At 47.3% G+C, this 21930-nt stretch carries 21 protein-coding genes; 10 read left to right on the forward strand and 11 right to left on the reverse strand.

All coding sequences use genetic code 11. The features are described from left to right. Positions 1 to 102 precede the first annotated feature (102 nt). The gene (locus RJ47_RS06135; protein ID WP_038140177.1) at positions 103 to 879 is read right to left on the reverse strand and encodes a Zn-ribbon-containing protein; all 777 of its coding nucleotides are present in this window, start codon (positions 877 to 879) and stop codon (positions 103 to 105) included. A 2-nt stretch (positions 880 to 881) separates the two neighbouring features. Beyond that, positions 882 to 1427 carry a SecY-interacting protein gene (gene syd / locus RJ47_RS06140; protein ID WP_039482460.1) on the reverse strand — a complete coding sequence of 182 codons (546 nt, stop codon included), beginning with the start codon at positions 1425 to 1427 and terminating at the stop codon, positions 882 to 884. An 82-nt stretch (positions 1428 to 1509) separates the two neighbouring features. Here syd and queF point away from each other — a divergent pair, with 82 nt between their 5' ends. From queF to RJ47_RS06170, 6 genes are all read left to right on the forward strand, one after another. Next, a complete protein-coding gene (gene queF / locus RJ47_RS06145; RefSeq protein WP_038217762.1) occupies positions 1510 to 2355 on the forward strand; it encodes an NADPH-dependent 7-cyano-7-deazaguanine reductase QueF in 846 nt (281 codons plus the stop codon). A gap of 14 nt (positions 2356 to 2369) precedes the next feature. Continuing rightward, positions 2370 to 4640 carry a tetratricopeptide repeat protein gene (locus tag RJ47_RS06150; protein ID WP_039482463.1) on the forward strand — a complete coding sequence of 757 codons (2271 nt, stop codon included), beginning with the start codon at positions 2370 to 2372 and terminating at the stop codon, positions 4638 to 4640. Positions 4641 to 4750: 110 nt separating this feature from the next. Continuing rightward, on the forward strand, positions 4751 to 6316 hold the full coding sequence (locus RJ47_RS06155; protein ID WP_039482466.1) for a GGDEF domain-containing protein: 1566 nt from the start codon (positions 4751 to 4753) through the stop codon (positions 6314 to 6316). Between the two features lie 173 nt (positions 6317 to 6489). Then, on the forward strand, positions 6490 to 7851 hold the full coding sequence (gene ppnN / locus RJ47_RS06160; RefSeq protein WP_038190039.1) for a nucleotide 5'-monophosphate nucleosidase PpnN: 1362 nt from the start codon (positions 6490 to 6492) through the stop codon (positions 7849 to 7851). A 63-nt stretch (positions 7852 to 7914) separates the two neighbouring features. Continuing rightward, on the forward strand, positions 7915 to 8694 hold the full coding sequence (xni, locus tag RJ47_RS06165) for a flap endonuclease Xni (RefSeq protein WP_039482469.1): 780 nt from the start codon (positions 7915 to 7917) through the stop codon (positions 8692 to 8694). 214 nt (positions 8695 to 8908) lie between these two features. Continuing rightward, positions 8909 to 9658, forward strand: coding sequence for a DNA/RNA non-specific endonuclease (locus tag RJ47_RS06170; protein ID WP_039482471.1), 750 nt, complete (start codon positions 8909 to 8911; stop codon positions 9656 to 9658). A 66-nt stretch (positions 9659 to 9724) separates the two neighbouring features. Here RJ47_RS06170 and rlmM read toward each other — a convergent pair whose 3' ends face one another. The 7 genes from rlmM to pomA all read right to left on the reverse strand — a co-directional run bounded on the left by rlmM (position 9725) and on the right by pomA (position 16440). Further along, positions 9725 to 10816, reverse strand: a complete 1092-nt coding sequence (rlmM, locus tag RJ47_RS06175) for a 23S rRNA (cytidine(2498)-2'-O)-methyltransferase RlmM (protein WP_039482474.1) — start codon at positions 10814 to 10816, stop codon at positions 9725 to 9727. Further along, entirely contained in the window at positions 10813 to 11211 is a 399-nt protein-coding gene (locus tag RJ47_RS06180; protein ID WP_039482477.1) for a DUF423 domain-containing protein, read from the reverse strand. Before RJ47_RS06180 ends, rlmM begins: the two co-directional genes overlap by 4 nt. Beyond that, the gene (locus RJ47_RS06185; RefSeq protein ID WP_039482480.1) at positions 11201 to 11827 is read right to left on the reverse strand and encodes an alpha/beta fold hydrolase; all 627 of its coding nucleotides are present in this window, start codon (positions 11825 to 11827) and stop codon (positions 11201 to 11203) included. Before RJ47_RS06185 ends, RJ47_RS06180 begins: the two co-directional genes overlap by 11 nt. Further along, positions 11820 to 12728: a transcriptional regulator GcvA gene (locus tag RJ47_RS06190; protein WP_038140155.1), complete on the reverse strand. Its 909-nt coding sequence runs from the start codon at positions 12726 to 12728 to the stop codon at positions 11820 to 11822. Before RJ47_RS06190 ends, RJ47_RS06185 begins: the two co-directional genes overlap by 8 nt. A 378-nt stretch (positions 12729 to 13106) precedes the next feature. Beyond that, positions 13107 to 14555, reverse strand: coding sequence for a tRNA uracil 4-sulfurtransferase ThiI (gene thiI, locus RJ47_RS06195; protein WP_005476044.1), 1449 nt, complete (start codon positions 14553 to 14555; stop codon positions 13107 to 13109). Positions 14556 to 14720: 165 nt separating this feature from the next. Further along, the gene (locus RJ47_RS06200) at positions 14721 to 15665 is read right to left on the reverse strand and encodes a flagellar motor protein MotB (protein ID WP_038140153.1); all 945 of its coding nucleotides are present in this window, start codon (positions 15663 to 15665) and stop codon (positions 14721 to 14723) included. A gap of 10 nt (positions 15666 to 15675) precedes the next feature. Beyond that, positions 15676 to 16440 (reverse strand): flagellar motor protein PomA, encoded by a 765-nt coding sequence (gene pomA, locus RJ47_RS06205; protein ID WP_005476021.1) that lies wholly within the window; start codon positions 16438 to 16440, stop codon positions 15676 to 15678. Positions 16441 to 16690: 250 nt separating this feature from the next. On the opposite strand from pomA, the gene xseB reads away from it, so the two are divergent. Genes xseB through dxs form a run of 3 tightly spaced genes read left to right on the forward strand, consistent with a single transcriptional unit; the run spans position 16691 to position 19724 of the window. Further along, positions 16691 to 16933, forward strand: a complete 243-nt coding sequence (xseB, locus tag RJ47_RS06210; protein ID WP_005476034.1) for an exodeoxyribonuclease VII small subunit — start codon at positions 16691 to 16693, stop codon at positions 16931 to 16933. A gap of 20 nt (positions 16934 to 16953) precedes the next feature. Further along, entirely contained in the window at positions 16954 to 17838 is an 885-nt protein-coding gene (ispA, locus tag RJ47_RS06215; protein WP_038140151.1) for a (2E,6E)-farnesyl diphosphate synthase, read from the forward strand. A 20-nt stretch (positions 17839 to 17858) separates the two neighbouring features. Next, the gene (dxs, locus tag RJ47_RS06220) at positions 17859 to 19724 is read left to right on the forward strand and encodes a 1-deoxy-D-xylulose-5-phosphate synthase (protein WP_039482483.1); all 1866 of its coding nucleotides are present in this window, start codon (positions 17859 to 17861) and stop codon (positions 19722 to 19724) included. Between the two features lie 53 nt (positions 19725 to 19777). On the opposite strand, the gene truC is transcribed toward dxs, so the two are convergent. Next, positions 19778 to 20500, reverse strand: coding sequence for a tRNA pseudouridine(65) synthase TruC (gene truC, locus RJ47_RS06225; RefSeq protein ID WP_039482485.1), 723 nt, complete (start codon positions 20498 to 20500; stop codon positions 19778 to 19780). Beyond that, positions 20500 to 20814: a YqcC family protein gene (locus RJ47_RS06230; RefSeq protein ID WP_039482488.1), complete on the reverse strand. Its 315-nt coding sequence runs from the start codon at positions 20812 to 20814 to the stop codon at positions 20500 to 20502. Before RJ47_RS06230 ends, truC begins: the two co-directional genes overlap by 1 nt. 76 nt (positions 20815 to 20890) lie before the next feature. On the opposite strand from RJ47_RS06230, the gene RJ47_RS06235 reads away from it, so the two are divergent. Then, positions 20891 to 21928, forward strand: a complete 1038-nt coding sequence (locus tag RJ47_RS06235; RefSeq protein ID WP_005476022.1) for a DUF3549 family protein — start codon at positions 20891 to 20893, stop codon at positions 21926 to 21928. The last annotated feature ends 2 nt before the right edge of the window (positions 21929 to 21930 follow it).

Genomic DNA, 21930 nt, shown 5'->3' on the forward strand with positions numbered 1-21930 from the left:
TCCTATCAAGTTTCAAATCCTCACGACAAAAAGGATTTGTTTTCACACTTTCTGTCGCGCTTTAGCTACAAAAAAACCTCTCCGAAGAGAGGTTGATTATCATTACTTTATATGGTCCCACGACATATTGGAGACTATCCGGCAGTCATCACATTTGAAATAGAATATGTCGTGTATCGGTTCGTCCAGCAACCAATCACCACCACACTTGGGGCACTTGCGCGCTTTTTCATCAGCAAGACTTTGGCCGCCCACTCGATACTGGTAATAATAGGTAGGGACTTTGGTGATGTATTCAATTCGACCACGCAGGTCCCAACCGCGCTTAAATAGCACACTGTCAGCATCACAAATCTCGTGCAATGCGGCATGCTCTGCTCGACATCCCCCCGCCATTTGGATTTCATCGCAGGCTTGCCACTCCGTTTGCCACTTAATCACCGCTTTATGATCGCCGTTAAGAGTCGGACCGTTTCGATACAGCGGAATAGGCAGCAAGGTATCACCACTTCTCAGCGGTGAGCAGGTGTGAACGTAAGTCGTGTATAGTACTTGCCAACTTGGGGCGCCCTCTTCTGCCGCTTCCTCTGAGTTAATATCTCGACCCAGCAAACGGACCTTAGGTGCCAAAAGAGACGCATCCGCAAGGCGGCGGATACAAACATTCACAAAGTCAGAGTGGTTGTTCGGATGCAAACTCTGCTGCTCTGGGCACACTGCACGAACGAAAAACTCACCGTCGCCCATCACAATGGGAAACTCTCGCCCTAACACTTGACCGTTGTAACGCAGCGCATCCATTAAGCCATTAATCGCCTTATCCACCGCAGAGATAGTGGTGTTATCGAAGCACTCAAATTGAAGTTCAACTACGTACATGGTTACACCGCTGGCTCAAGCTTAGCTAAAAACTCGGCGACGTTTTGAGCCAAAACATCACGCTTATCGGTCCCCAACCGTTCAAGAACAACTTGACCGGTTAAGTTGCAAATTGAAATGACATCCAATTCCGCATCAGTCGCCGCAATAAACACCGTAGGTTTCAGTTTGAGTCGGCGCTGAGTCACCAAATGACCAAGAATATTTTCTTGTAAGCGGACAAAATCGTCGTCACTCCAAACTTGCAGCAACGTCAGTTCGTTGCCATTCCACGTAGCCTCCATATCTCCGCAATATTGGACACCATAAAAGCATTTGATGTCTTCATGTAGCGTCAACTCAATGCCTGCTTCCACGTTCGAAAAATCGGCTTGCTGCTCTCTGACAAACGCTTTCCAATCCACTGCACCGTCACTTTTGCTTTCAACACATGGTGAGACAAGATCGTACAACTCTTCACTGCGCGGAAGATGACCATGAGCATCAAGGTAAGCTTGGTGGTAGTTTTCAGTGAATGTGAGTAACGCTTGTTGAGCATTATCAGCCATTAGATTCTCCAACATGAATGGTCGCTTTTAGAGGCGAGATTTCGTAAAATTCTCGACATTCTAATAGAAAATGAACAAAAGTATGAGCAAATATTCTGACGCAAAAGAGCTTGCTGGCCTAACCCTTGGCCAAAAAACAGATTACTCAAATCAATACGACCCTAGCCTTTTGCAACCTGTACCACGCAGCTTGAACCGAGACGACCTCAACCTTGGTGACGAACTGCCATTCCAAGGCTGCGATATTTGGACATTGTATGAGCTATCTTGGCTTAATGAGAAAGGCTTGCCGCAAGTCGCGGTCGGTGAAGTTTCCATCCCAGCCACCAGCGCAAACCTGATCGAATCCAAATCGTTCAAACTCTACTTAAACAGCTTCAATCAAACTCGTTTTTCTAGCTGGGATGAGGTAGAAAACACACTCATCCAAGATCTGTCTCAGTGCGCTGGTGAAACCGTTGCCGTTACACTACGTTCGGTGGTCGATTACACAGATTCAGTCATCGTATCGATGGATGGTGAATGTATCGATGACCAAGACATCGAAATCACCCACTACGATTTCGACGAAACTCTGCTGCAAAATGCCACTGACAATGAGGTTGTTGAAGAGAGCCTTCACAGCCACCTGCTAAAATCAAACTGCTTGATCACCAACCAACCAGATTGGGGCAGCGTCGAAATTCGCTATCGCGGAAACAAAATCAACCGTGAAGCGCTGCTGCGTTACATTGTCTCTTTCCGCGAGCACAATGAATTTCATGAGCAGTGCGTTGAGCGTATCTTTACTGACATCATGAAGTTCTGCCAGCCGCAGCAATTGACTGTCTATGCTCGCTACACCCGTCGAGGTGGATTGGACATCAACCCATACCGCTCCAATCAAGATGCTCAGCCGGCACACAACCAACGTATGGCCCGTCAATAAGGACTCAGACAAGCATGAATTTACTACGCTGGGCACGCCATATTGGCGCACTAATACTGCTGTTCTCCTCTTCGCTGGCATTTGCGACTGTTTATTCATCGCCAATGTTAAGCGAAGCAAACAGTTTGGTGGATATCGTCCCTAAGCAAGCCAAGCAGCTCGCGACTGACTATATTACTCAGCGTACTTTGACTGACAAAACCGAGAAAAGCCCCTCTTCAATCTCACGTGATGAAACGGATGCACGGACACGCACTCCCGGTGGGACAATCGACGCACTACGAATTCTCGCGCGTGCCGAGTTCAACCTCGGTAACCAGCGTGACGCGCTTCGCCATTTAAAAGAAGCGGCAGTGCTGGCCACCAACTACAATCTTCCTTACTTACTGCTGGATATTCGCTTGGTTGATATCCGACTTCGATGGCAAATTTCGGGCGACGCCATTACGGCAAGAAAAGCACTGGAAGAGTGGGAAACGTCGTTTGGAGAAATCCAAAACCCGCAGCAATTGGCGCGTGGTCTACAATACAAGCACACCATGCTGCTCGCTGACATCGCCTCTGCGGAAGGGGATATGAGTGTTGCCGATAGACTTTACTTGCAGGCAAAACCCTATGCCGACGAAGCAAAATCTAACCAAGTCATGATCAGCTACCACACAACGTTGGGAAGCCACTATCTCGCCGCGAAAAAATACAACCCGGCACTCTCTGAGCTACTCTTCAGTTATTGGAGAGCCATCGAAAGTGATTCAGGTGTTGAACTGGCAAAAGTAAACCGCTTACTTGGCCAGTTGTTTTATGAACGAAAAGTGCTGGATAAAGCCAACGAGCACTTATCTCAAGCCGCAGACTTTTACGACAATTACGAACACTCTCCGCTACTCGCTCCAATTTTAAAGCGAATGGGCGATATTTATTACCACCAAGGTAAATACAACCTTGCTCTCGTTCATTACTTTAACGCCATGGACCATGAGCGTATTCAAAACAACATTGAAAGCGTCATCGACATCCGCGTATCGCTCGCTGCCACCTATTTGCATTTGGTCAACTTCCCCTTGGCTGAGCAATACTTGGACCGAGCACAAAAGCTACTCGAATATGCCGATATCCCGCGGCTAAAAGCGTACGCCCTATTGCTAGAATCTGGATTGGCGAGGCATCAATTTAACGCCGAAAAGGTGATCGAAAAAGCGCAACAAGCTTTGGACATTGCCCAGCAATCGTCCGATATCAGTACCCAGAAATCCGCCTATCAGTTGCTCTACTTGGGCTATGAACTCAAGGGCGATTATCGACAATCACTCGAGTACCTCAAGCAATACAACTCGCTAGCGAACATTGAACAGCAAGAGATTGATCTCTTGAACGAAGATGCGTTTCGCCAGCAAAAAGAGTTTGTCGAGCAAACTTTGCATCTCACTGGTCAAAAAGAAGAGTTAGAACAGACGCGAACCGAGTATCACAAGTTCCAAAAAATCACCTTCACACTGTTTGTACTATGTGCGTTGCTGTTTGTGTTCATTCTTCGTCGCGGCCACATAATTAATGTCCAACGTGAAGAACTCGACAGACTAAACCAAGACTTATTCACCCACTCTCGATCTGGCCTACGCAATTTAAGAATGCTTAATGCCCGTTTACCGGCATCACTTGAAGAGAGCATCAGCAAGTTTGAGCAGTGGCACGTGGGCGAATTGATCCACGAACCGCTTAATGATCGGCTTCGCTTTGTGATGATTGACGTCCCATTCCTTCGCAACATGTATTTGCAACACGGCTATGAAGAAGGGCTAAAACTTGAGCGCGCGTTTGGCGATTACTTGCGAGAGAAAATCGAATCACCTGCGCGTATCTATCACTTCTCGGACGCGAACCTGCTTTATATAGAACCGAATAAAGAGCAAATGAGTGACCCAGAAGAGTTGTTCAACAAAATTCAACAGTGGGTGATGGAGTTTGAGCCAGAGCGCCGCATCAATCGCATCATTCGTATGGGCATGGCTGACTATCCTTTCCTACCTAGAGCGTATACCGCTGTTAATGATAAGGAACTAGTTGATGTGCTACTGATGTCAACCAGTACTGCTCGTACGCTGAGCATGAAAGAACATTGCAGCCAATGGGTCTACCTAAAAGCCATCGAAAATGCGCCAGCAGCCAGTTTAGCAACAGGTAATATACGCAAGGCCTGCAAGCATTCTATAAATCAAGGGTTAATAAAGGTGCACTCTTCGTACAAGAATGAGGACAGCATCAAAAAACTATTAAAAGATGAGTAAAACCTCATCAATCAAACGTTGTAACCCGTGACGGATGAGTTTTATTTGATATTATCAATAAATTCATAAATAGAGGTGGACCATTCCGCCTGTCTGTAAGTTAAGTTTTGATGGGCGTCCTAGAGCAAGATCTTCAGTCACAGCTGCACAATCTGAAATCTCAATTGGAACAAGTCCGATTGACACAGAGAGATACCTCGTTCAAATTTAAGAGAGAGCAGAAGGTACTCAAGCGCATCATTGCATCTATGACTGACGCTCACAGAAGTGAAGACCCGCGACTTAAAACTGGGCTGATTGAGCTAAAACAGGCACTCGAACAACAACAAGATGTCAGCTCCCTCATACCCAAACTTGCGGTGCTTGAGCGCTTGCTTAAACAACAAGGCTTGGCTATGGAAAAACAGACGGAACATCTCGACGCTCAGATTCAACACAGCGGCGAAACACTACTGCGCCTGACTGGGTTACCAGCCAAGGTGAAACGCGATCTGCGTGATCTATTGAGTTACTCGAAAGGGCTTCAACGACCGAAAGCCGAACAGGCCATGAAGCTGCTTGGTTTGTACGAGCGCTCAATCAAAATCATCACCTCCAACCCAGACACCCCACTTTGCCAAATTTCAAGCAGCTCTGATCGTGAACTTCTCACTCGGCTCTCTGACGAACTACAGCATCTGATCACCGAACTCGATTTCGAGGGGGAATCGGGCGAACTGCTGATCGACATTCGCGCCAAACTTCTCGTCGGCGTGAATACCCACTCGTTACTTGAGCTGACGCTCCAAACGCTGAAACTCGTCATTGAAGGCACTCAGTTTGAGCGTAAAACATCGGAGCAATTCCTAGAGCAAGTCAACAGTTCACTCTCTTCTTCGATGAAAAGTTCTGGGCAAAACGTCAGTCAATCGCAAAGCTACTTTGAACAGCGCCAAGAGATGAACGACGAACTGTCTGGGCTGATCGAGCAAACCGAAGCAAAAGTGGCTTCCGCGACAGACCTAAACCAACTGAAGTCTGAAATTAACCCACTTGTGGCACAGTTAAACTCTCTCTCCGAGCGTCTTCGTCATGCTGAGCAGCGAGAACAAGCGCTGATAGAGCGAATGAATTATGGCAAAGGTCAACTTGAGGCACTGTTTGAAATGACTCAAGATTACCGACGCCGACTGGAAGACCAAGCGCAGCGAATGCTGTTAGACCCACTCACAAAAGTCTATAACCGAACCGCATTTGGCGATCGTATGGAGCTCGAGTATCGTCGTTGGATTCGCGCGCAGCACAACCTAAGAGTCATCCTATTTGATGTCGATGGTTTTAAAACCATCAATGATAGCTTTGGTTATACTGCAGGTGACAAAGCCCTCAAGATCATCGCCCGAACGATCAAAAAAGAGCTTTCAGAGACCGACACCGTGGCTCGTTTTGGCGGTGAGGAATTTATTATTCTTTTGCCTGAACGCTCTGACTCTGACTGCTTTAACCTTATCCAAACCATCCAAGGTCAAGTATCTAAGCTGCCATTCAAGTTTAGAGATCAGCACCTCACCATTACCTTGTCGGCATCCAGTACTGCCTTCAAAGAATCTGATACACCAGAAGAATTACTGGAACGTTTGAACCTCTTCCTTAAAGAAGGCAAAGCGATTGGCACCAATCAGCTTGTGTGGAAATAGTCCTAATAAATTCCTACCATTGTCATAGAAATATCAAATAGTTAGCTATAAAACCATTTAAGCGTGCTAAGCTAACTAAAGTCCTACCTGTTTATTGAACAATAACAACAATGACTGAGGACAATAATAATTAGCGACTCTTGGAGAGTTCGTCTCTAGTCAAGGAGGTTCTTATGATCACTCATATCAGTCCAGCTGGTAGTATGGATCTACTCTCTCAACTTGAAGTTGAGCGCCTTAAAAAAACCGCTGCCAGTGATCTCTACCAGCTTTACCGCAACTGTACGTTGGCGGTTTTGAATTCAGGCAGTCACACCGATAACTCAAAAGAGCTATTAGACAAATACAAATCCTTCGACGTTAATGTGGTGCGCCGAGAGCGCGGCATCAAGCTCGAGCTGCACAATGCGCCAGAGCATGCGTTTGTCGACGGTGAAATCATCAAAGGAATTCAGGAGCACTTGTTCTCTGTTCTGCGTGACATCGTCTACGTTAACATGCATTTGGCCGACAACCAGCGGCTCAACCTCACCAACGCCAGCCACATTACGAACCTCGTCTTTGGTATCTTACGCAATGCTGGTGCGCTAACTCCAGGCATAGAACCCAACCTAGTGGTGTGTTGGGGTGGTCACTCAATAAATGCAACAGAGTACCAATACACACGTGAAGTCGGCCATGAGCTAGGCTTACGTGAACTCAATATCTGTACTGGTTGTGGCCCAGGTGCGATGGAAGGACCAATGAAGGGAGCGGCAATCGGTCATGCCAAACAGCGCTACTACGATCAGCGTTACCTCGGCCTTACAGAACCGTCAATCATCGCGGCAGAGCCACCAAACCCTATCGTCAATGAGCTGGTGATCATGCCAGACATCGAGAAGCGTCTCGAGGCATTCGTGCGCATGGCGCATGGCATCGTCATTTTCCCTGGCGGCGCAGGAACGGCTGAAGAACTTCTCTACATTCTTGGCATCATGATGCACCCAGAGAACAAAGATCAACCGTTGCCAATTGTGCTGACCGGACCAAAAGAGAGTGAAGAGTACTTCCGCTCTATTGACCGCTTTATCGGTGAGACTCTGGGTGAAGATGCACAGAAACACTATGAGATCGTGGTCGATGATCCAGCTCGCGTTGCACAAATCATGAAGCAAAGCATGACGGATGTTCGCCAGTACCGCAAAGATACGGGTGACGCCTACAGCTTTAACTGGTCGCTCAAAATCGAACCTGAGTTCCAGCTTCCCTTCGAGCCAACCCATGACAACATGGCCAGCCTCGACTTGCATCTTAACCAAAGACCTGAAAATCTCGCTGCCGCTTTACGCCAAGCCTTCTCAGGTATTGTCGCGGGTAACGTAAAAGCAGAAGGCATTCGTGAAATTGAGCGTCACGGTCGATTCAAACTCGACGGCGACAGCAGCTTAATGAAGAAAATGGACAAGTTGCTCCGCGATTTCGTTGAGCAAGATAGAATGAAACTGCCTGGAGGCTCAGCTTACGAGCCTTGCTATGAGATCAAGACAGGCTAGCGGTGGTATTCTCACTCTCATTCGATACAATAAGGGCTTAATGCCCTTATTTTTTTGAGTTTTATGTCTATTCATCTTGTTATTATCGATGCCCTTAACTTAATCCGACGCGTTCACTCCGCACAACCGGATCCTAACGATATAGCAAGAACCATCACCACCACGACGCGAACGCTGAATAAAATCATCAACGAATCAAAGCCGAGTCACATGATTGCGGTTTTCGATCACCACCTCCAGGAACGTGGCTGGCGCGCAGAGATCCTGCCTGAATATAAACAGAATCGAAAGCCAATGCCTGAGCCGCTGTTAAACGGATTAGAGTCCATTCAAGATGCTTGGTGGCAAAAGGGCATTGATTCACTCCTGTCGGATGGCGATGAAGCGGATGATTTGGTCGCGACGCTCGCCATGAAGGTGGCCAATCATGGTGAAAAGGTCACCATCATTTCCACGGATAAAGGATACTGTCAGTTGCTCTCTCCAACACTGCAGATCCGAGACTACTTCCAGCACCGTTGGTTAGATGCGCCTTTTATCGAAAAAGAGTTTGGCGTCACGCCAAAACAACTGGCCGATTACTGGGGTCTTACAGGGGTGAGTTCGAGCCAAGTTCCAGGAGTTCCGGGTATTGGCCCTAAAGCTGCGAAAGAGATCTTGACCCAGTTTAACGATATCGAAGCTGCCTACGCCAGCGACGAGTTGCCAAGCAAATATCGGAAGAAGCTCGACGAACACATCGATTCGGCTCGACGTTGCAAACAGATTGCCGCGTTAAAAACAGACATCGAACTCGGCTTTAACTTGCAAGCGATTCGCTATACTGGTCCGCAAACCGCTTAGGACTCAGTACATCACGTTCTCACGACATGTTTATTAGTAAGTTATTGATTAGTTTACGGTTGTTAAACTTAGCTGTTGGGTAAACCGTTGCCCTCTCAACTTCGACAGTTACCTAGCTCTTACCCGATCAAGTACGGTGCAAAGTCGCACTTTCATCACAGAAGCCGCTACTGATTAATCTATTTTTAGTGCTCCACTAACAAGGAGCACAATAATGAAAAAAGGTCTAATTCTCTCCCTTACGTGTCTATTCTCTCTACCCGCTTTGGCTGCCACATGTGGTCAGCACCTTGCGATGGGCACGCCCTCAGAACTTTCGGATCAACTGTTATGCCGTGACGGATATGCCGTTGGCTACAACTATCAAACGAAGAACGCCGACTGGGTGGCGTATCACCTCACTGCTGAAAGCGTTAACGCCAGTTACAAGCGGAGCAACAGCTTTAAAATCGACGCTGAGCTGCCTGACTATGCGCAATCAACCTTGGATGACTATCGAAGCTCTGGTTACGACCGCGGTCATTTGGCCCCTTCAGCGGCGATGGACTTTACTCAAGAATCTATGAAGCAGAGTTTTCTTATGAGTAATATGTCGCCACAACTTCCGGGGTTCAACCGTGTAGGATGGCGTTTACTTGAAGAGCACGTGCGCGATGTCACTAATGAGTACAATGAAGTGTACGTGGTCACCGGACCAATTTATAACGGCAATGAAAGCACCATTGGTGATGGCGTGGTGATTCCAAGCGCGTTTTACAAGGTCATCTTAGACCCTTACTTTAATGACGCGATTGCGTTTATCGTGCCGCACCGTGATGTGTCTGGCAGCGAGCTAGCAAACTTTGTCACTACAGTCGATGACGTGGAACAGCAGACAGGGTTAGATTTCTTCTCGATGATTGAGGACAGCGCTGAAAACACAATGGAGTCACAACTATGGGAAATGTGGCCAACGTCTAATTAGGGTCTATTAACCCTTGTACTTCTGCTACAAAAAAACGCTCCAATCGGAGCGTTTTTGTTGGTTTAACTATCGCGGTGAGATATTCGACAAGCACTGGACATGGACGGTGATTTCTTCACGGTCATGGTAAAGGTGCTTAGCCTGCAGCTTGAACTTTACCTCATTGTCTTTTAAGAAGATTTTCAGGTTTTCAATATCCTGAAGCACTTCATCGTAACGCCCTTTCATCGGCAGTTTAAGGTTAAAGATCGCTTCTTTAGCCCAACCACTGATGATCCACTCACCCATCAACTGAGCAACGCGAGACGGCTTTTCAATCATGTCACAAACAAGCCAAGTAACGTTCTTACGCGCAGGTTCAAATTTGAAGCCATCTTCTTGGTGATGTTTTACCTGACCGGTTTCCATCAGGCTGTCTGCCATCATGCCATTATCAACTGAGTGAACAAACATCGAGCGTTTCACAAGCTGATACGTCCACCCGCCAGGGCAAGCACCGAGGTCCACTCCCCACATGCCAGCAGCAAGACGCTCCTCCCACTCTTCACGAGGGATAAAGACATGAAATGCTTCTTCAAGTTTTAGCGTAGAGCGACTTGGTGCATCCGCTGGGAACTTGAGTCGAGGAATACCCATAAAGAACTGCGAGTTGTTTGTTGGCAGAGAGTAACCGACAAAACAGTGGCCAGGCGCAACAAAGCAGATGTGTAACACAGGCTTTTTCGGGCTGTCTTTTGGAAACAAAATGCCTTTTCCGCGAAGTGCTTGACGCATAGGTACGGTGAACTTACGGCAGAATTTCAGTAACTCTTTTGCTTCATTGGTGTCGGGCGTTTCAATACGAATATCGCCACAACGAGGCATGGTTTCTACATAGCTCAGATCGTGCAAGATTGGGGAAATACGGTCTTCACGTGGCAACTCTTGGATTTCAGCCGCAACCGCAAAGATCTGGCGAGCGAAGATCAAAGACTTAAAATCGAGTTCTTTAACCAATCGCTGCGCGTCACCTTCTTGATAACATTCAAAAATAACGTAGCCACTGTTTTTCTTAACGCGAGGGAAACCAAACACTTCTAGCTGAGTGGCACGATCTTGAATTTCACCTGCACACTCTTTTTCAAAGCCGCTGCGGCAATAGAGCATTAATTGTTTCACTGATTCACCTCTTTAATCTGTAGTGCTGCGTAAACGAACATTCCCCACCCAAGCATAAACGTCAATCCACCGAATGGCGTGACTGGACCAAACCATTTGATTCCCGTTATGGCTAAAGCGTAAAGGCTGCCGCTAAAACAAAAGATGCCGATGATAAAGCAAATCGCGGCTAGGAAGAAATATTTTTGTGACTTAGGTGGTAATTTTATCAGCAACAGAGCGCCGCATAACACTAGCCCAATAGCATGGATAAATTGATACTGAACGCCTGTATTAAACACATCTAACAAATACGGAGAGAGCATTTTCTTTAGCCCATGCGCAGCAAATGCGCCAAGCGCTACGCCAGTACCCGCAAACAAACCACCGATGGTAAGTAACTGCTTACTTTTCACGCTGAACCTCGAAGATGAACTTAGCTAACTTTTCGACCGCTAACTCAATATTGCCTTGCTCCGTATAGCCAGAGCTTTTGCGTGGTTTAAAACTGTGGTCCCCATCAGGAATAAACTCAACTTGCACCGCTGAAGACAAGTCAAAATCGGAGAACTCCTCCTTTTTACCAAAGGTGTCACGCTCTCCTTGAAGGATGAGTGTTGGCTTATCGAGTTCGGCTAAGTGCGCACCCTTGTAGTTTTCAGGTTTGCCAGGAGGATGAAATGGAAAACCCAAACAAGCAACGCCGGCCACTTGGCTCTCACCTGATAGAAGACTTGCCATTCGCCCCCCCATCGACTTGCCACCAATCACGACCGGCTTCTGGCCTGCGACATCTGCAATCACAGCTTGATACGCTTCCAGCAACTTTGGAGCACGATCTGGCGGACGCTTTTTACCATCTTCTGCACGCTTAATCATGTATGGGAAATTAAAGCGCACCACTTGAATGCCTTTAGTTGCCAGCCCTTGGGCCACCGCCGCCATAAAAGGATGATCCATCCCTGCCCCCGCACCATGCGCGAAAACAAAAATCGGCTGTGTTTTCTGCCCATCAATAAGATAGCTACTCATCCAACAACTCCTCTTGTTCACTTTGCGCTTTTGCCAGCATCCAATCTCGGAACGTTGCGATTCGTCCCATATCAGCTTGTTTTTCGTGACACACGACATAGAACGCATTCTTAGTAACGAGTACTTCGTCAAACGGCGCAATCAAACGACCCGCTTCCATCTCTGGCTGGGCAAGAACGTTGTTCCCTAATGCCACCCCTTGGCCATGGGCCGCTGCTTGCAGAACCATTGTCGAGTGACTGAAGATAGGACCATGATTGACGTTCACCCCCTCAATACCATTCTGCTTGGCAAATTGTTTCCAGTCTTTTCGAGATGTATCGTGCAATAACGTATGTTGTTTCAAATCACTTAGCGTTTCTAATGGTTTGGGTCCAAGAAGAAGCGACGGTGAACAGAGCGGGATTAGGAATTCTTGGTAAAGTTTGTCGGCTCTTAACCCAGGCCAATTCCCTCGTCCGTAGTAAATAGCGACATCGACATCGTCCGTTAATGAGCCTTCATCCATATCAACGGCTTTGATGCGTACATCGATATCAGGCTCTTGTTGGTTAAAGTCGGCCAAACGCGGCACCAACCATTGAATAGCGAAACTTGGTGGTAAGCTAATGGTCAACGCACCTTTTTCACTACGTTCAAGCACTTTATCAGTCGCTTCTGCTAGTGAGGTAAAGATATCTTTGATATCGAGAAAGTAACTTTGCCCTTCTTCAGTAAGAAGCAAGGAGCGATTTCGACGACGGAAGAGTTTTAAGCCAAGGAATTCTTCTAACGCTTTGATTTGATGACTCACTGCAGCTTGTGTGACGAATAACTCTTCCGCGGCACGCGTAAAACTGAGATGGCGCGCGGCGGCTTCAAACACTTTTAGTGAATTAAGTGGAGGCAATCTTCTGGACATGTTGGCCTTCTATAAATTGGATTAGTTTTTTTAATCTGAAACATTATAAAATGTCCATTGCCTGACGACCAGAGAAATTCTATATTTCACCCCGCAGCAAAGAGCCAGAACGGCTTGATTCCTTTTCGAATCAATTGGCATATTGTTGCGATGTTGTGTTTGCAAACTCGTATTTCGAGTTAGGTAGGTTTCTACCAAGTTTTGTCTCCCGAGACGAAACATATACTTCCTGTATTTATTTTGACCTGTCTGTCAAATTTTTTAGCACCGCCTATATGGCGGTGTTTTTTTATGCCTGCGATTACCCAATACAATGAAAAAAGCGCAAACCGAATGAACGATTTGCGCTTTGTTTATTCTGAAGGCAAGTCTCAACGACTAAGGGCGGTAAACCTTAACGTTGTTGAAACCTTGCTCTTGTAAGTAGAGAGCTTGTAGGCGGCTCATCACACCACGGTCACAGTACAGAAGGTACGTTTTAGATTGGTCTAAATCACCAAACTGCGTGCCTAACTTGAAGAATGGGATGTGCTTCACTTCCACGCCATCGATTTCAAGCGGGTTATCGTCTTCCTCTTCAGGACTGCGGATATCCAGCACGATTGCGTGCTCTTCGACCGCTTGAACCTGTTCAACCTCTGGTGCTGCTTGCTCGGTCTCTTTAGCGATATCACGAATGTCCATCACACGTGCGTCACGAACAACCTGCTCTAGGATATCAAAGTCAAACTTCGCTTCTTCCTCATCCAACTTGGCTTTCACCGCTTTGACTGTTGGCTTCTTAGAAATGACGCCGCAGTATTCTGGCATCGTTTTCGCAAAATCTTCCGTACCGATCTCACGTGCAAGATTGATGATGTCTTCTTTATCCCAGTTAATCAGTGGACGTAGAATCAATGTATCAGTCACGTTGTCGATATGACGAAGGTTTGTCAGTGTTTGGCTTGAAACCTGACCAAGCGCTTCACCAGTTACCAAGGCTTCAATCTTAAACTTGCTGGCTACCATACCTGCCGCACGCATAAACATACGTTTTAGGATAACGCCCATTTGGCCATCATCCACTTTCTCAAGAATTTCCGCCACAACTGGCTCAAAGTCGACAGAAATGAAACGCACCTTGGCAGAAGAGCCGTATTTGTTCCATAAGTAGTGAGAGACTTGCTTAACCCCAATCTCGTGTGCAGGACCGCCTAAGTTGAAGAAACAGTAGTGCACTTTAGAGCCGCGCTTGATGTGCAGATAGCTTGAAACGCCCGAGTCAAATCCACCCGAGATAAGGCTAAGCACATCTTCTTGAGTGCCCAGTGGGAATCCACCAAGACCTTTGTAGCGAGCGATCACTTGGTTGAGTGTCTCACCTGACACTTCAACGTTCACCGTAACATCAGGATTACGCAGCTTAACGCTCGCGCTTTCGATCGCTTGGTTTAAGCCGCCACCCACGTAGCGCTCTAACTCAATTGAGGTAAAGTCATGCTTGCCACGACGTTTCGCACGAACAACAAACGTTTTGCCAACCAAACTGTCTCGGTTTAGTTCCAATACCTGTTCAAAGATATCGTGCAGATCTTTAAAGCCAGACTGCTGCACTTCCAGAACATGGTGAATACCTGGCGTGTGCGTTAAGACTTCAATCACTTCCTGGCGATATTGATCGGACTCTGACGTCACTTCAATATGGTCACGGCGGTTGAAGACAGCGACAGACTCACAGCGGCTTTTAATGATGTTGCGAATATTACATTCAAGAATCTTTGTGAAGCGCTTGCGCACCGATTCACTTTTAACGAAGATTTCTGGATGGGGCTTAACGATAAATTTCATGGTTCACTTCACAAGTTAACAGGTTTGTAGATTCGCTTTGGGTCGCTACCATAATAGTAGTCATACTATTTGTACGGTCACCACCCTCTAAGGGCGCAAGATTATACATTAAGCGACAGACATAAAAAAGACGAGCGTGATGCTCGTCTCATTGTTTAGTGGGGTTCAATTATTGAGGACAGGCACTTCGTCACTTTGGAGCGCTTCGCCCTGCATGATGCTGATTTCCACACGGCGGTTACGCGAACGCTGCGCTTCAGTATCGTTTGGACCGAGAGGCTCGGTATCTGCCATACCTCGAACACGCAACCTCTGCGAGGTAAATCCACGGACTTTTTCCATCTCTTGGGCAACCGAAACGGCGCGTTGAGCAGAAAGATCCCAGTTTGAACGATACAGCTCTGACTCAATTCGCTGATTGTCCGTATGGCCCGATACTCGCACAATGCCCGGAATGTCTTTGACGAGATCAGCAATCTGCCTCACTAATGGGCGGAACTTAGGCTGCAAGAATGCAGAGCCTTCAGGAAATGCGCCTTTTTCTCGAATTCGAATATCGATTTGCTGACCAAGGTTCTCCACTTCAATGGCTCCTTGTTCAATCTCTCGCTCGAGCGCTTTCTTGATGCTTTCCATCAAGGTTTCAAGCTCTTGAGACATTTCCGCTGACTGCTGTTGCTGGCTGTCTGATTCCGAGTTCTGGTTGTTCTGGGTTGACGTATCAGGCGATTGCCCACCCGTTAACTTACCTTGGTCACGCTGCGTGCCCCCCGCTCGGTCAGACTCCCCCTCGTGGAACTCCAACGTCTGCTGAGTAATATCGATGGTTTGCTGCATGATGACGTCAATCGGTGTCGGCTCAGGACGCCCCGGACGAAACTCTTGTGCAATGATACTTGTCCCTTTTGGAATGTCTTTCACTTCCAAACGGTTTTGTACACCAAAGGCAAATTTCATCGAACCCGCGATCTGCTTGAACTTCAGTACATCCATCTCAGAAAACGAGAGCAGAAGTACGAAGAAGCACATCAACAGAGACATTAGGTCAGCAAAGGTCCCCATCCATAATGGAAGGCCAGGTGGTGGACATTTGGGTTGTTCGTCTTCCATCCCTTTACCCTTACTCGTTATCTACATCAAGAGCACGTTTACCTTCGTTGAGGTAGTTCTTCAGATAACTATCAATGACACGAGGGTTCTGGCCATCTTGGATTGCTAACACACCATCCATAATCAGGCGACGATTAAGTTTTTCTTGTTCACGGCGAAGCGAAAGTTTATCGGCAATTGGGAAGAAGACCATGTTTGACAGGATTGCACCGTAGAGAGTGGTCAAAAGCGCTACCGCCATTGCCGGACCGATCGATTTCGGGTCATCCATGTTAGACAGCATGGCTACCAGACCAACGAGGGTACCGATCATTCCCATCGCTGGTGCTACGTCACCAAAGGCTCTAAATACACTGGAACCAAAATCGTGACGCTCGTCAGTGAGGGCGATGTCTTTTTGCAGGGCAGCTCGAACCACATCCGCATCGTGACCATCCACCAGCAAGTCGATGCCTTTCTGCATAAAGCTGTTGGTGATCTCCATCTCTTCTAGAGCAAGAAAGCCACCTTTGCGCGCTGCATCTGCCATTTCGACGACTTTAGCGATGAGATCTTCTGGTTCATCCGCTTTAAACATGAAAGCTTTCCCCGCGATCTTCGCGGCTCCGAAGAACTGGCCCATAGTAAACTTCATCAACACAACAAATGTTGAACCACCTACTACGATCAGAATCGACGTTACGTCGACGAACATCATGATGCTTCCGCCCAGTATCATCGCCATGATAACGAAAGCAAAACCACCGATCAGTCCTACCAGCGTTGCTAAATCCACAAAGCACTCCTCATGCTATCTCAAAGCTTCTACCAAATTATATCGGCAACATCTTCAGATCTTTAGTGTTTTCTCTACTTCTACTATAGATACTTATCCCAACTAGTAAACTAGCCTTTCGTCAACTGTTGACCTTTCCCTCGCTTATCAACGTCTCAGTTCGACTTTTCTGACAAATTTACTCGGTTAAATTTGACCATCATTGGCCGCTAAGGTAACTTTCGTGCATCTTTATCAACGTAGACATATTATGGCGAGCAAAAAACCTGAAAATATGACCTTCGAAGCCACTATCGAAGAGCTCGATGTTATCGTAGACAGTTTGGAAAATGGTGACTTAGCTTTAGATGATGCACTCAAAAAATTTGAACGCGGCATTGCCCTAGCACGCTCAGGTCAAAGCAAACTTCAAGACGCCGAACAGCGCGTCAGCATTTTGCTCAATAATGATGACCAATCGCCACTTACTGACTTTAACGCTCAGCCAGAATAATTGATTTAGAAGATACCCCTATGCAAGAGGCTCTAACCTCACTCCAACAACGTAGCAACCAACAGCTTGAACGTTGGCTTGATACGCTCCCTCACCAGCAACAACCGCTTATCGACGCCATGCGCTACGGACTGCTGCTCGGTGGCAAGCGTGCAAGACCATTTTTGGTCTATATTACAGGCCAAATGCTAGGCTGCTCACTTGAGCAACTTGATACGCCCGCAGCGGCCATTGAGTGCATTCACGCCTATTCATTGATCCATGATGATTTGCCTGCGATGGATGACGACGAACTGCGTCGTGGACAGCCGACCTGTCACATTAAGTTTGATGAAGCGACCGCAATCCTAACTGGCGACGCTCTACAGACACTTGCGTTTACAATTTTGGCAGAAGGTCAGTTGAGTCCTGAGGCGGAAGCTCAACGTATAATGATGGTTAAAGTACTGGCAGAAGCCTCTGGCGCTGCAGGTATGTGTATGGGACAAGCGCTCGATTTGGCGGCGGAAAATCGTGTTGTTTCACTGCAAGAGCTCGAAGAAATCCACCGCAACAAGACCGGAGCTTTAATGAAATGCGCCATCCGTATGGGCGCGTTAGCAGCCGGAGAGAAAGGCATTGAGGTCCTTCCTCTACTTGATAAATACGCCGACGCGATTGGTCTGGCGTTTCAAGTTCAAGACGACATTTTAGACGTCATTAGCGATACAGAAACCTTAGGTAAGCCGCAAGGTTCTGACCAAGAATTAAACAAGAGCACCTACCCAGCCTTGCTTGGACTGGAAGGCGCTATTAACAAAGCTCACACTCTGTTAAAAGAAGCACTTCAAGCCTTGGATGCTATCCCATACAATACAGAGTTACTCGAAGAGTTCGCCCGATACGTCATCGAGCGCAAGAACTAACAGAATAAGCGCGCAAAACTATGACTCTTGATATTTCAAAGTACCCAACACTGGCACTGGCTGATACGCCAGATGAGTTACGCAGCCTTCCGAAAGAAGTGCTGCCTAAGCTGTGTGATGAGTTACGTACTTACCTTTTAAACTCAGTTAGCCAATCTAGTGGTCACCTTGCCTCAGGCTTAGGTACGGTCGAACTGACCGTTGCACTTCACTACGTCTACAACACGCCGTTTGACCAATTAGTGTGGGACGTCGGCCACCAAGCCTACCCACATAAAATTTTGACTGGACGTCGCGATCAAATGCCGACCATTCGTCAGAAAGACGGTTTACACCCTTTCCCATGGCGAGAAGAAAGTGAATACGACACCTTGTCTGTTGGTCACTCCTCTACCTCGATCAGTGCCGCGCTAGGCATGGCGATCAGTGCCGGTAAAGAGGACAAGAATCGTAAAGTTGTCAGCGTGATTGGTGATGGCGCCATCACCGCGGGTATGGCCTTCGAGGCAATGAACCACGCAGGTGATGTCCACCCTGATATGCTGGTGATTCTCAACGACAATGAAATGTCCATTTCAGAAAACGTTGGAGCACTGAATAATCACTTAGCACAAGTCCTTTCCGGTAGCCTTTATACCTCGATTCGTGAAGGCGGCAAAAAAGTACTGTCGGGCGTTCCACCAATCAAAGAGTTGGTGCGCCGCACAGAAGAGCACTTGAAAGGCATGGTTGTTCCAGGGACGCTTTTTGAAGAACTTGGCTTTAACTACATAGGCCCAGTTGATGGCCATGACGTGAACGAGCTGGTCAAAACTCTCAAGAATATGCGAGAGCTTAAAGGCCCACAGTTCCTACACATCATGACGAAAAAGGGTAAAGGGTACGAGCCGGCTGAGAAAGATCCAATCGGTTATCATGGCGTGCCTAAGTTCGACCCTAGCCACAACTCACTGCCAAAAAGCAGCGGCGGAAAGCCAAGTTTCTCCAAGATTTTTGGTGATTTCCTATGTGACATGGCTGCGCAAGATCCTAAGCTTATGGCAATCACGCCAGCCATGCGTGAAGGCTCTGGCATGGTACGCTTTTCGAAAGAGTATCCAGACCAATACTTTGATGTGGCGATTGCAGAGCAACATGCTGTGACGCTAGCTACGGGTATGGCGATTGCTGGTGATAACCCTATCGTCGCGATTTATTCAACGTTCCTTCAGCGTGGTTATGACCAGTTAATCCACGATGTTGCCATCATGGACCTTCCTGTGATGTTTGCCATTGACCGTGCTGGTTTGGTGGGCGCCGATGGTCAAACTCACCAAGGCGCGTTCGATCTTAGCTTCATGCGCTGCATACCAAATATGGTGATCATGGCACCTAGCGATGAGAATGAATGTCGCCAAATGCTCTACACTGGCCATAAGCACACTGGCCCTTCAGCAGTGCGCTATCCTCGTGGTACAGGTATGGGAGCCGAGATAAAACAAGAATTTACCGCACTAGAGATTGGTAAAGGACGCCTGATTCGCCAAGGTGAAAAAGTCGCGATATTGAGCTTTGGTACATTCTTGGCTAATGCGCTAGAAGCCGCTGAGAAATTGAACGCGACTGTGGCGGACATGCGATTTGTAAAACCTCTCGACGAAGCACTCATTAAACAACTGGCGGATGAGCACGACGTAATTGTTACGCTCGAAGAGAATGCGATTTCTGGTGGCGCAGGTGCGGGTGTCGTTGAGTTCATGATGAAAGAGAAAATCATCAAGCCCGTCTTAAACCTTGGCTTACCGGACAAATTCATTGCTCAAGGCACTCAAGATGAGCTCCATGAAGAGCTCGGCTTAGACGCCAAGGGCATAGAAAAATCGGTCCTAGAGTACCTCGCTAAATAAGCAAGGCTCTCTCAAATCTAAAAGCCCTCACACTGCTGTGAGGGCTTTTTTGTCTAGTTCGGCATCTGCCAATCAAACTCCTGACACAGCGCTTGCCAGGTCTCGTCCACACTCGCTTTAATGAGCAGTTTCTCATTGGTGAAGGGGTGAACAAACTCTAGACTTGACGCGTGAAGCAGTAATCGGTGCGAGTCATACACGTCTCTAAATAACTTATTGTGTTTTCCATCACCGTGAGTGGTGTCTCCAACAATAGGGTGCCTTAGATGGGCCATGTGCCGCCTAAGCTGGTGTTTTCGTCCTGTCAGTGGCTTCATCTCCATCAGACAATAACGAGTCGTTGGGAATTTACCTGTCGAGTGAGGAACCTCGACTTTGGCAAGAGGCCAATAGTCCGTAATCGCTTCTTGCGCTTCATTGTCTTGGCTCGCGTGTTTGTCGGCAATCTTATCCAGCTCCACTTTCAGTGCATAATCCAACCGCCCAGACTCTTCTATCCAACCGCGCACGATTGCATGATAGGTTTTCTCCATCTCATGGTTGGCAAACATCGGCATCACCTGTGAAGCAACTTCACTGGATAAAGCAAAAATCAGCACACCCGAAGTCGGCCTATCTAAGCGATGAAGTGGAAATACATGCTGACCAATTTGGTCACGTAGGGTTTGCATGACGAATTGTGTTTCATGCTTATCTAGCCAACTGCGATGGACGAGCATCCCCGCGGGCTTATTGACGGCAACAAAGTAGTCGTCTTGATAAATAATCTCGAGCATTATCTGCACACCTCATCAATGGAAACCAATAAACTGAGCACCGGTGCGTACTCTGGGCAAGATTTCCAGCTCTCCTCAAAGTAAGGGGAAATCGAAAAGCCCGTCGGCAAAGGCATTTTTTGCTCGACTAGAGCCCTCATTTTAGGAAGGAAAACCCATTGCAACCATTGCTCTGGCTTCAAAGTATCGACAGAAAAAGGCTCATTACTTGACAGCTCTTCCGTTGATGGGGCGTCTTGCTGCCACAGCCCCAATTGGCGCATAACTAAAGGAAGTTGCTGTAAAAGAGGTAACAATTGTTGTGCTTTTGTCATAAACCGTTCGTGTTGGCCTTGAAAAATGCTGTAAGGGTACCATTTATAGTAGAAATAAAGTTAGGACTATTCTCTAATGGAAACCATTCATACTCTGACCCAACTTCTCACCAACAGTCACTGTCAGTATCAAGTTTATGATCTCGGCCGTCGTATCCGCCATATTGACAGCAAAGTATTTGCTGATGTCGAGCAAGGCTCAATGCCCTATCCATTTCCAATGCAACGCAAGGCTCACCTTGCCATCGCTTACTGGAATGAGCAAAAACAGCCTTGGATTTGGTTTCTAAAGTTCGAACTGGATGAGCGCGGTCTATTTAAGCAAGCGGATATTGGCAACTTCCTCAAATACGTTATCGAAGCAATGGGTACTCGCATTAGCCAAGATATGAGCGAAGAGCAACAACAAAAACTGTCGAACAATCCGTATACTTTCAAGCCATCTGAAGACAAAATGGCGGTTTTCCACAGCCAAATTCGCGCCCAGCTGGATTTACCGTGTAGCCAATATTACGAACACGCACAGCACTACTTTGCTGGAGGCTTAGGGTGGGATAAGTGGCAAACTGTTGGTCTGCAAGGTGTCACAGATATGTGTGCTCGATTGGGACAAGAACAAAATGGGGTGAATATTCGCAAAGCGTTAAAACACCTTCCCAATGAGCCTCTCTATGCCCTGCTCGGCGCGCTCGAACATAGCACATTACCGACCAAACTGGCCCATCGGCTTGCTGAACTGGCGATGGATCAAATCAACAGTAACGACCCCGATATCTTTTTACTAGGCGCATTAAGTCGAGCACTCTCTGGCGCGGAAGATAGTATCGCTACGCCAATTTTACAACAGATACTGAGCTCCCCTCGCCTAAGTCATCAAGAGGTCCTCATTGGCATCGCAGGACGAAGCTGGCACCTATTAGCAGATAGCGACATCGCAGAATCTTACTTGCTGCGCTTGGCTCAAACAGGCAATCAAACCTTGTTCAATCAGTTATTTGCAGATTTGGTCATGCTACCGGAGCTTCGCATGGTATTGCTACCCCTGCTTCACTCTAGTCCTTCAGAAGAACTCGCAAAAGCGCTTCTTTCATTGCAACAAGCTGCGCGAGGGTAACC

The sequence above is a fragment of the Vibrio sinaloensis genome, from assembly GCF_000808535.1.
In the GTDB taxonomy this organism is placed as follows: domain Bacteria; phylum Pseudomonadota; class Gammaproteobacteria; order Enterobacterales; family Vibrionaceae; genus Vibrio; species Vibrio sinaloensis_D.

Bases quoted from the DNA above. Each gene is read 5' to 3' on its own strand.
- RJ47_RS06135 (WP_038140177.1), bottom strand. From the start codon at position 879: ATGTACGTAGTTGAACTTCAATTTGAGTGCTTCGATAACACCACTATC.
- syd (WP_039482460.1), bottom strand. From the start codon at position 1,427: ATGGCTGATAATGCTCAACAAGCGTTACTCACATTCACTGAAAACTAC.
- queF (WP_038217762.1), top strand. From the start codon at position 1,510: ATGAGCAAATATTCTGACGCAAAAGAGCTTGCTGGCCTAACCCTTGGC.
- RJ47_RS06150 (WP_039482463.1), top strand. From the start codon at position 2,370: ATGAATTTACTACGCTGGGCACGCCATATTGGCGCACTAATACTGCTG.
- RJ47_RS06155 (WP_039482466.1), top strand. From the start codon at position 4,751: ATGGGCGTCCTAGAGCAAGATCTTCAGTCACAGCTGCACAATCTGAAA.
- ppnN (WP_038190039.1), top strand. From the start codon at position 6,490: ATGATCACTCATATCAGTCCAGCTGGTAGTATGGATCTACTCTCTCAA.
- xni (WP_039482469.1), top strand. From the start codon at position 7,915: ATGTCTATTCATCTTGTTATTATCGATGCCCTTAACTTAATCCGACGC.
- RJ47_RS06170 (WP_039482471.1), top strand. From the start codon at position 8,909: ATGAAAAAAGGTCTAATTCTCTCCCTTACGTGTCTATTCTCTCTACCC.
- RJ47_RS06185 (WP_039482480.1), bottom strand. From the start codon at position 11,827: ATGAGTAGCTATCTTATTGATGGGCAGAAAACACAGCCGATTTTTGTT.
- RJ47_RS06190 (WP_038140155.1), bottom strand. From the start codon at position 12,728: ATGTCCAGAAGATTGCCTCCACTTAATTCACTAAAAGTGTTTGAAGCC.
- thiI (WP_005476044.1), bottom strand. From the start codon at position 14,555: ATGAAATTTATCGTTAAGCCCCATCCAGAAATCTTCGTTAAAAGTGAA.
- RJ47_RS06200 (WP_038140153.1), bottom strand. From the start codon at position 15,665: ATGGAAGACGAACAACCCAAATGTCCACCACCTGGCCTTCCATTATGG.
- xseB (WP_005476034.1), top strand. From the start codon at position 16,691: ATGGCGAGCAAAAAACCTGAAAATATGACCTTCGAAGCCACTATCGAA.
- ispA (WP_038140151.1), top strand. From the start codon at position 16,954: ATGCAAGAGGCTCTAACCTCACTCCAACAACGTAGCAACCAACAGCTT.
- dxs (WP_039482483.1), top strand. From the start codon at position 17,859: ATGACTCTTGATATTTCAAAGTACCCAACACTGGCACTGGCTGATACG.
- truC (WP_039482485.1), bottom strand. From the start codon at position 20,500: ATGCTCGAGATTATTTATCAAGACGACTACTTTGTTGCCGTCAATAAG.
- RJ47_RS06230 (WP_039482488.1), bottom strand. From the start codon at position 20,814: ATGACAAAAGCACAACAATTGTTACCTCTTTTACAGCAACTTCCTTTA.
- RJ47_RS06235 (WP_005476022.1), top strand. From the start codon at position 20,891: ATGGAAACCATTCATACTCTGACCCAACTTCTCACCAACAGTCACTGT.